Raw genomic sequence first — 8,417 nt, forward strand, 5'->3', positions numbered from 1 at the left:
GCAAACTTTCTTTCGACGCTGTTGAAGTTGGCTTTCGCTCGCTTCAACTACTTTCACGTTCGATTTGCGTTGCACCTCAGTGCTTGGCGCCCCGTGCCGTGTCAGTGGATGCGCATTATAGGGAGCCCAAGCTTTTGCACAAGATCTTTTTCATCGAAAAGCGATCGCTCGCTGCTTTTTTCCACAAACCCACTAAGCATGCCGCTTTTACCGCCAATTTACGGTGCTTTTTTGGCTGATACATGGCGATCGACTGGATCAAACCCTGGATCGACACAGGGATCGCCAGCGCTATCCACCAGCATTTAGTGGCTTCAATTGCTTTTGGCCGATTTTTAGTTTGTTATAAGGCCGCCAGCGGCCATCCGTGCCCTGGTCACTATCTTTGATGCAGGGAGCAGTAATATGACCGGGTCCGGGATGACGTCAGCGGTGACAGCACAGCTACATATAGTTGTGATTGATGACAACAAAGAGCTTCGCACCGCCATTCGCTTTGTGCTTGAGGATGAAGGTTATCGGGTAAGCGAACTTGAAAGCCCGCTACAGGCCCGTGACTCCTTATTAAAGCAAGCGGCAGATCTTATTCTGCTCGACATGAACTTTCAGCTCGACACCACCTCCGGCGAAGAAGGCCTGCGCTTTTTACGCTTTCTGGCCAAGCAGTATCCCGACATCCCCGTGATAGCCATGACCGCCTGGTCCAACACCCAACTGGTGGTTGCGGCGATGCAGGCAGGCGCCAGTGACTTTTTGGAAAAGCCCTGGCAAAACCAAAGGCTGGTGCACATAGTGTCGCAGCAATTGAAGCTCAGTCAGTTGCAAGCCCGTAATCAGGCGCTATTTCACGAGCTTGAAGTCCACCAGCAGGAGCAGCAGCACAGTGACATGGGGGACGACTTTGCTTGGCAAAGCCCAGTCATGCGCCGCTTGATGCAGCAACTGAAGACGGTCGCCCTCACGGATGCGACCATATTGCTCACCGGCGAGAATGGCACGGGCAAAAGCCAACTCGCCCACTGGTTACATCAGCACTCATCCCGTCAGCAGGGGCCGCTCATCAGCGTGAATATGGCGGCCATCCCTGAGACTCTGTTTGAAAGTGAACTCTTCGGCCACAAAAAGGGCGCCTTTACCGATGCCAAAGAAACCCGCGCTGGCCGTTTGAGTCTTGCCGCCGGCGGCAGCCTGTTTTTGGATGAGATTGCCTGTTTGCCGATTTCACTGCAGGCAAAGTTATTGCGGGTACTGGAAACCGGCGAATTTGAGGCGCTGGGTTCCAGCAGAACCGAGCAAACCAATATCCGGCTGATTTCCGCCACCAATGGCAACATCGCCGAGCTTATCCAGCAGGGCTTGTTCCGTCAGGACTTGTATTACCGGCTCAATACCCTCGAGTTTCGCATTCCGGCACTGCGTGAACGACCAGAGGACATAGCGCCGCTGTGCGAGTTCTTTTTGCACCAGCATGGCGCGCGTTACCAAAAGCGCGGCCTGAGCTTATCCCGCGCTGCCATTACGCAGCTGCAGCAGTATCCCTGGCCCGGTAACCTCAGAGAACTGAGCCACCTGCTTGAGCGTGCCGTGCTGCTGAGCCAAAGCAGCCTTATCGATGTGGCCGATCTGGCGCTGCCGCTGCACCTAGCCAGCCCAGGCAGTGACCAAATTGCCGCCAGCGGCGAACTGGCGGAATTAACCCTCGAGCAGGCCGAGCTGCAACTCATCCGCCGCGCCCTGTCGCGCCATCCTTCCAATAAGCAAAAGGCAGCCGATGAGCTTGGGATCACCAAATCATCCCTGTACCGGCGGCTGGAAAAGTATGGCCTGGTATAACCGAAGCCTTGAGCGCCACACCGCCTGGCACTGCGGTCTGACGCTGGTACTGCTTACAGCGCTGTGCCTTGGCATCAGTCTTTACTGGCCGCACTGGTGGATATGGCTTGGCAGCCTGATTGCACTTGGGCTTGGCAATCGCTTGTTATGGGCCGGGCGGCAGCAACAACTTGCGGCGTTTCGGCGCGCCAGCATTCAGCTCGATGCCCTTAAGCTGCAGGATTACAGCCTGCAGGCCAAGCCAGCTTATTCACAGGGCGTGGTGGCCGAATGCCAGCAGCAACTGCAGCAACTGTCGGCGCAGCTGCAGCAGCGCAAAAGCTTTTTCGATGAGCAGCAGTTTTTACTGTATCAGCTGATAGATCAGCTCAATACACCGATACTGGTGCTGAATCATAAGCAGCAGCTCAGCTACGCCAATGCGGATTTTCAGCACTTGTTCGGCCAGCCCTGGCAAAGCCTGCGCCATTGCAGCGCCGCGAGTTTGGGTCTTACTGACCAGCCTCAGTGGCAATTTGTGGCAAATCCGCTGTCACAGCAATGGCAAATCCGTCATAGCCGCTTTTTGGATCAGGGCGACCGCTATCAATTGCTGGTGTTTATCGATATTCAATCGGCACTGCGGGAAAGCCAGCTGCAGGCATGGCAGCATGCTTATCCGGGTACTGAGCCATGAAATCCGCAATTCCCTTACTCCGGTGCAGAGCCTTGCCGAATATCTGCAGCAAAAGCTGCCGGCCGGACGTGAGCAGGAAGCACTGACGCTCATCCGCGAGCGCAGCCAACATCTGCAGGACTTTGTCAGCCGCTACGCCAAGCTCAATCAACCGCTAACGGTAAACTGGCAGGCGGTTGACGCAAAGGCGCTGGCGCAAGGGCTACAACTGCTGTACCCCAAGAGTGAACTTAAGCTTGAAGTCGCGGCGCTGACGTTCTTATCAGACCCGGCGCTGCTGCAACAACTGCTGATAAACCTGTTGAAAAATGCCATTGAGGCCGGCAGCCCGCCCGGCACTATGGTAATGCACATTCGCCGCCAGCAAGACTGGCTTTGGCTGACGCTTAAAGATGAGGGCCACGGCGTGCTGAATCCCGCCGACCTGTTTGTGCCCTTTTACAGTACCAAGGCACAGGGTCAGGGGATTGGTTTGGCGCTGTGTCGCCAGATTGCCCAAAGCCTTGGCGGCGAAATTTCTTTGCAAAACCGCTCCGACGGTATCAGCGGCAGTGAAGCCCATCTCAAGCTGCCGTGGCGCAGAGCCACCTGACACATCTTGGGCAGCGCAATCCGGCGTCCGATAACGGAATCATGCGTCCGATTCCGGACACTTTCACGTTTCCCTCTCGCAATAAAAATGCAAAATACTGATTAATAACAATTAAATTGTTGGCATCATTCTTGATACTCCATGGGCAAGATGCCCCGAATCCTTTTGGCAGGGGGCCGGAATGAAGACGTAAAGCAGGGAAGCCACATGGATATCACTATCAGCAAACGCAAAAACCGCTGGCGCACACCGGCTCTGGTGGTGGCCATCGCCACCGTGCTGGGCGTCGCTGCCATCCAAATCATCTCGCCTGCGGCCGAGCACAGGGTCGAGCGTAATCAGCTGCTCATCGGCACAGTAAAGCGCGGTGATTTACAGGTGTCGGTGGATGGTTACGGCGTGCTGCGCTCCAACAAGCAGCGGCTGATTTCGGCTGAAAGCCCCGCCACCGTGGCCGACATCCTGCTGCGCCCGGGCGCAGAAGTAACCCCGGATGCCGTCATTCTGCAGCTGCAGGACCCACAGCTGCAGCAAGAGCTGGAGCAGGCGGCCATGATGGTCAGTCGCCAGCAGGCGGCACAAAAACGCGGACAACTGGCGAATCAGCGCGAAATGCTGGCCGAAGAAGTAGTGCTCGCCGAACTGGTTGCCCAGCGCGATACCCAACTGCTGCGACTGGTTGCTAGCCGCGAACTTGCCGAGCGCGGCGTAGTCGCGGCCATCGAATTCAAGACCGCCGAATTGCAGGAGCGCCAGTTGTCACAGCGGATTGCGCTGCAAAAACAGCGGCTGGCGCAGCTTAAAGAAGTGGCTGCTGAAGATTTAAATATCGCCAACGAAGAGCTTAAGCAGGCCAAAGCCTCATTGCAGCGTCTGGAGCAGCGCGTTAATCAGCTGACGGTCAGGGCCGGCATTCATGGCGTACTGCAACGCTTACCGGTGGAATTGGGCCAAAGCGTAACTGCCGGGCAGGAGCTGGCGCTGATTGGCAGCAGTCAGGATTTACAGGCGCTGATCCGCGTATCCCAATCCAAGGTTGAGCAGCTGCGCGTAGGTCAGAGTGCCGTGGTCAACACCCGCCGCGAAACCGCGAGAGCCGAAGTCAGCCGCATCACACCTCAGGTGCAGGACGGTACGGTCGAAGTGGAGCTGCGCTTTGTCGACACCATCCCCGCATCAGCCCGGCCGGAGCTTAACGTAGACGCGCAAATCTTTACCGCCGATCTGAAAAACGTGCTGTATCTCGAGCGGCCGGTGAACGTGCAAAGCCATGCCAGCAGCAAACTGTTCCGCTACCACCAGGACGAGCAGCAGCTGCAGGCCACCGCGCTGCAATTCAGCGATGAAGCCGGCCGCTATCTGGTATTACAAACCGGCGCCAACGAAGGCGAGGCGTTTGTCCTGTCGGACATGGCAACCTTTGCCGATGCCAACACCATCTCAGTCAATCATTAACCGGCGGCCTTGGTCGCAGTCAGATAAACAGGGACTTTTATGACAACCAATACAGCATTGAACGCGAGCCTTGGCGCAGCCACGCCGGCCACTATCGCCCTGCGCGGCATCACCAAGGTATTTGCTACCGACGAAATGGAAACCCATGCACTGCGCGGTATCGATTTGGATATTTATACCGGCGATTTTGTGTCGATTTGCGGCCCGTCAGGCTGTGGCAAATCCACTTTGTTATCCCTGCTTGGCTTGCTCGATATGCCGACCAGCGGCAGTTATCAGATTGAGGGCCATGAAGTCAGCGGCTTGTCGCTCTCGGAGGCCGCTTACATCCGCAATGAAAAAATTGGTTTTATTTTCCAGTCATTTAACTTAATTGATGAGTTAACCGTCTTTGACAATATCGCCCTGCCGCTGCGCTATCGACGCACCAGCCTGCCTAAAGCCGAGATTGAAGCACGCGTACAAGCCTGTCTGCAAAAAGTCGATATGACCCATCGCGCTGGCCATAGGCCCAACCAGTTGTCGGGCGGTCAGCAGCAACGAATCGCCATTGCCCGCGCTTTGGTTGGCAACCCGGCCCTGCTGTTGGTGGACGAACCAACCGGTAACCTTGATTCGAAAAACGGTGATGCGGTGATGGAGATGTTGCAGCAACTCAATAACGACGGCACCACCCTTTGTATGGTGACGCACGACCCGAGATACGCCGATATGGCATCCCGTAAGTTGCATCTGCTTGACGGTCGGATTTTGGATGCTGATGGCAGCCCACTGCAGCAACACGTCACCTTAAAACAGGTTGCGCCATGAACCTTGGCGCACCGCTGCGGCATACCCTTTGGCTACCGCTGGCGCTGCTGGTTGTGGCGGTGTTTTTGGCCAGGCGCGACCCGCAGTAAAAAAGTCATCCGCATGCACAAATTGAAGGACCAAAGATGATCACCCGACACGATTTATCGGCTGCCTGTTACGCGCTGAGCAAAGCCAAAGGTTATGCCGCCACTGTGGTATTAACGCTTGGCCTGACGCTTGGCGCCCTCATTGCCATGTTTAACCTGAATTATCAGATTCTGGCGGCACCCTTGCCTTATCCAGATGAAGAGCAGTTGATTGTTGGCAGCACCGATTGGCGGGATAAAGACGGCACAGTGTTGTACAGCGATATGTTTGCACCGGCGATTATGACGCGATTGTATCGACAACCCAGTGCCCAGATCAGTCAGCAGGCCTTACTTGGTTATTCTTACACTGCTTTGACGCTGCGGGATAAAGCCGACACCCCCAAAGTACAAGCTGTTTACACCACACCCGGCTACATGCAAATGTACCAAATGCCGTTATTGCATGGCCGCGCTTTTAGTGCACAAGAAGATATTGGCTCCCATCAGGCAGTTGCCATCATCAGTGAGCATATTTGGCGCACTCACTACAATGCCGACCCCGCGCTCATCGGCCAAACGATTCAGCTAGGCGCTACGGCGTTTAAGGTGATTGGGATCGCAGCGAGCCAATTTGAAGAACCCCATTTGCTTGGCCCAGCTCGAAGCAACGATTTATGGTTGCCATGGGATTTTGGCCCCGCCGCCAGCACAACAGAACCAAGCGCGCTGTTTGGCTGGCATTTTTATCTGGTCAAACTACAGCCATCAGCCAGCATGGCCACTTTTAGCCAAGAAGTGGGACCCCAAATCCAGCAGCAATTTCAGGATGGTATCGCCAACATCCCCACCCAACAAGGCCGCAGCCTGCGTTTTGCGCCGCAGTCACTGCGCGACAGTCTAAATGGTGATAGCGGCAACAAAACGTTCTGGATGCTGGCTGGTAGCTTGTTGCTGCTCGCGATAGCCTCAGCCAATATCAGTAACTTACTGCTGTCGCGGGCTGCGCAAAATCACCGGTCTATGGCCATTAGGGCTGCGCTGGGCGCGCAGCGCCATCATCTTCGGCGCATTGTTTTTACCGAGTTATGCTGTTTACTCAGCGCCGCACTGCTGATTGCGTTGCTGGTAGCTCAGGGCTGTTACTTGTTGCTGCAACAATATGCTGGGGACGCCCTACCCCAGCTACATCTGCTGACCTTGAACCTGCCCGTGTTGGTGTTTGCTGTACTGGTGAGTAGCTTGCTTGCGCTCATTTTTGCCACGCTAATCGGTCGGCAATTGGATTACAGTCGCTTGCAACGCGGCATCCAAAGTAGTGGCAAGGGACAAAGCGCGCAGGTGAAAAGCCAAACCCGGCAGTACTTGATCGGCACCCAAATTCTATTGGCGACGCTGTTACTGGTTTGTAGTGCGCAGGTCTTGGTGCAGTCCATCTACCAGTTACGCCAAGACATTGGCTTTGCCACGGCCAATCGTTTTCAAGTCGATATCGATAACATCAGCCCGCCATCCACCGAGCAAAGCGCAGCACAACGCCAGCTTGCTGAACGCCAGCGTAAAACTGAGCTGATGCAAGTGCGTGATTTGCTGCAGCTGCATCCAGCCATAGCCAGCGCCGCCGTCAGCAATTACCCGCCGGTTGCGTTTGATGGCTTGTATGGTAGCCATAGCTTCCTGCTACAAGCCGGCGAAACCAGCAGCAACGTGCGTACCCGCGCTGTGACCACCGACCAGTATTACCTACCGATGTTTGCGCTGCGGTTGCTAGAGGGGCGTAATTTTGTCGCGCAAGAAGTCACAGCGCAAAGCCGGGTGGTGATCATCAATCAAACCTTCGCCAATGCCTTACTGGCAAAATCACCAGGCGATAGCGTGGTTGGCCGTCAACTTCATGTCAACAATGGTGAGCCTTACGAAATCATAGGTGTAGTCGCGGATCTACATCTGCCAGATCAATATGCCGCCAGCGAACCGCTGCGCAGCTACTTGCCGAGCAATCTGATCCAAGGCACCTCATTGTTGTATCAGCTCAAGCCAGGTATGCAGCTGACGAAAACTGAGCTCAATCAACTCATGAGCCAGGTGTCACCGTACTACCGGGCCGCCAATGTCTATAACATCGCCGACAACGTTGACCGTGTGTTACTGAGCAATTATTTAGCCGCGGCGGTCACTGCTGCTTTAGTTCTGCTCAGCTTTGTACTTGCCGCCATCGGTATCTACGGCGTCTTGCACTACAACGTACAAATGCGCCGTTTTGAACTGGGTGTGCGCATGGCGATTGGTGCAAGGCCTTCGACGATTTTGCGACAATTGCTTGGTGAGAACTTAAAGCCTGTGCTGGCTGGTTTAGCGCTGGCCGCGACTGGGCTTGTCGCCCTTTGGCTTGCTATGCAAAAAACCACCTTCACTATCGCACTGTCCAGCGGCGGCTTTGCGCTGCCGCTGCTGTTAATTGTGTTGATGACGGTGCTCACCACCTTATTGTCGGTGTGGAGCATTATCCGCAAACCCGCTATCTACGCCCTGCAAGGACGCTAAGCCTTCGTCCAAAGACCAAGGCTGACGACTTAGTCTTGGTCAACTTCTGATAACTCAAGCCCGGTCACCTGCCCGCAAAAAGCAGACCGGGCTTTTTGTTACCTACGCTAAACACCCTCAATCAAATCTGTCAGTTAGCGAGCAAAAGACAAGGCGAAGTTACGAAGCCAAATCCCCAGTTCAGCCCCCTTCCTATTGAGTGCTAAAGTGAGCTGCCAGGCAAGGACACGGTTAACCGAAAGCGTTCGCAACGACATAAGAAATAGAAAATGCAGAAACGAAAAAAGCCTCTGCATTGCTGCAGAGGCTTTTGTCTTTATGTTGGCGGAGCGGACGGGACTCGAACCCGCGACCCCCGGCGTGACAGGCCGGTATTCTAACCAACTGAACTACCGCTCCTTTGGGCCTTAGCCCAAATTTGGCGCCTGGCGATGACCTA

General features: G+C 55.1%; 7 protein-coding genes and 1 tRNA gene. 7 read left to right on the plus strand and 1 reads right to left on the minus strand.

The features are described from left to right. The 7 genes from KJI95_RS19235 to KJI95_RS19265 form a co-directional block, all read left to right on the plus strand. A partial coding sequence (locus tag KJI95_RS19235; protein WP_214508822.1) for a hypothetical protein occupies nt 1–239 on the plus strand: 239 nt, incomplete at its 5' end. 166 nt (nt 240–405) lie between these two features. Next, nucleotides 406–1,833 carry a sigma-54-dependent transcriptional regulator gene (locus tag KJI95_RS19240; RefSeq protein ID WP_250885968.1) on the plus strand — a complete coding sequence of 476 codons (1,428 nt, stop codon included), beginning with the start codon at nt 406–408 and terminating at the stop codon, nt 1,831–1,833. Continuing rightward, nucleotides 1,820–2,509 (plus strand): nitrogen regulation protein NR(II), encoded by a 690-nt coding sequence (locus KJI95_RS19245; protein ID WP_214508823.1) that lies wholly within the window; start codon nt 1,820–1,822, stop codon nt 2,507–2,509. The genes KJI95_RS19240 and KJI95_RS19245 overlap by 14 nt, the downstream gene beginning before the upstream one ends. Next, on the plus strand, nt 2,484–3,101 hold the full coding sequence (locus KJI95_RS19250; RefSeq protein ID WP_214508824.1) for a sensor histidine kinase: 618 nt from the start codon (nt 2,484–2,486) through the stop codon (nt 3,099–3,101). The genes KJI95_RS19245 and KJI95_RS19250 overlap by 26 nt, the downstream gene beginning before the upstream one ends. 207 nt (nt 3,102–3,308) lie before the next feature. After that, nucleotides 3,309–4,556 (plus strand): HlyD family secretion protein, encoded by a 1,248-nt coding sequence (locus KJI95_RS19255; RefSeq protein WP_214508825.1) that lies wholly within the window; start codon nt 3,309–3,311, stop codon nt 4,554–4,556. A gap of 39 nt (nt 4,557–4,595) precedes the next feature. Beyond that, nucleotides 4,596–5,366: an ABC transporter ATP-binding protein gene (locus KJI95_RS19260; protein ID WP_214508826.1), complete on the plus strand. Its 771-nt coding sequence runs from the start codon at nt 4,596–4,598 to the stop codon at nt 5,364–5,366. 125 nt (nt 5,367–5,491) lie between these two features. Continuing rightward, complete coding sequence (locus KJI95_RS19265) at nt 5,492–7,978, plus strand: ABC transporter permease (protein WP_214508827.1); 2,487 nt, start codon at nt 5,492–5,494, stop codon at nt 7,976–7,978. Between the two features lie 322 nt (nt 7,979–8,300). Here the strand turns inward: KJI95_RS19265 and KJI95_RS19270 are convergent. Further along, nucleotides 8,301–8,377, minus strand: a tRNA-Asp gene (locus KJI95_RS19270). Between the last annotated feature and the right edge of the window lie 40 nt (nt 8,378–8,417).

Origin of the sequence: Shewanella jiangmenensis (assembly GCF_018596335.1) — a bacterium.
In the GTDB taxonomy this organism is placed as follows: Bacteria; Pseudomonadota; Gammaproteobacteria; order Enterobacterales; family Shewanellaceae; genus Shewanella; species Shewanella jiangmenensis.

Coding starts and splice junctions, on each gene's coding strand:
- KJI95_RS19265 (WP_214508827.1), top strand. CDS start 5,492: ATGATCACCCGACACGATTTATCGGCTGCCTGTTACGCGCTGAGCAAA.
- KJI95_RS19260 (WP_214508826.1), top strand. CDS start 4,596: ATGACAACCAATACAGCATTGAACGCGAGCCTTGGCGCAGCCACGCCG.
- KJI95_RS19240 (WP_250885968.1), top strand. CDS start 406: ATGACCGGGTCCGGGATGACGTCAGCGGTGACAGCACAGCTACATATA.
- KJI95_RS19255 (WP_214508825.1), top strand. CDS start 3,309: ATGGATATCACTATCAGCAAACGCAAAAACCGCTGGCGCACACCGGCT.
- KJI95_RS19250 (WP_214508824.1), top strand. CDS start 2,484: ATGCTTATCCGGGTACTGAGCCATGAAATCCGCAATTCCCTTACTCCG.
- KJI95_RS19245 (WP_214508823.1), top strand. CDS start 1,820: ATGGCCTGGTATAACCGAAGCCTTGAGCGCCACACCGCCTGGCACTGC.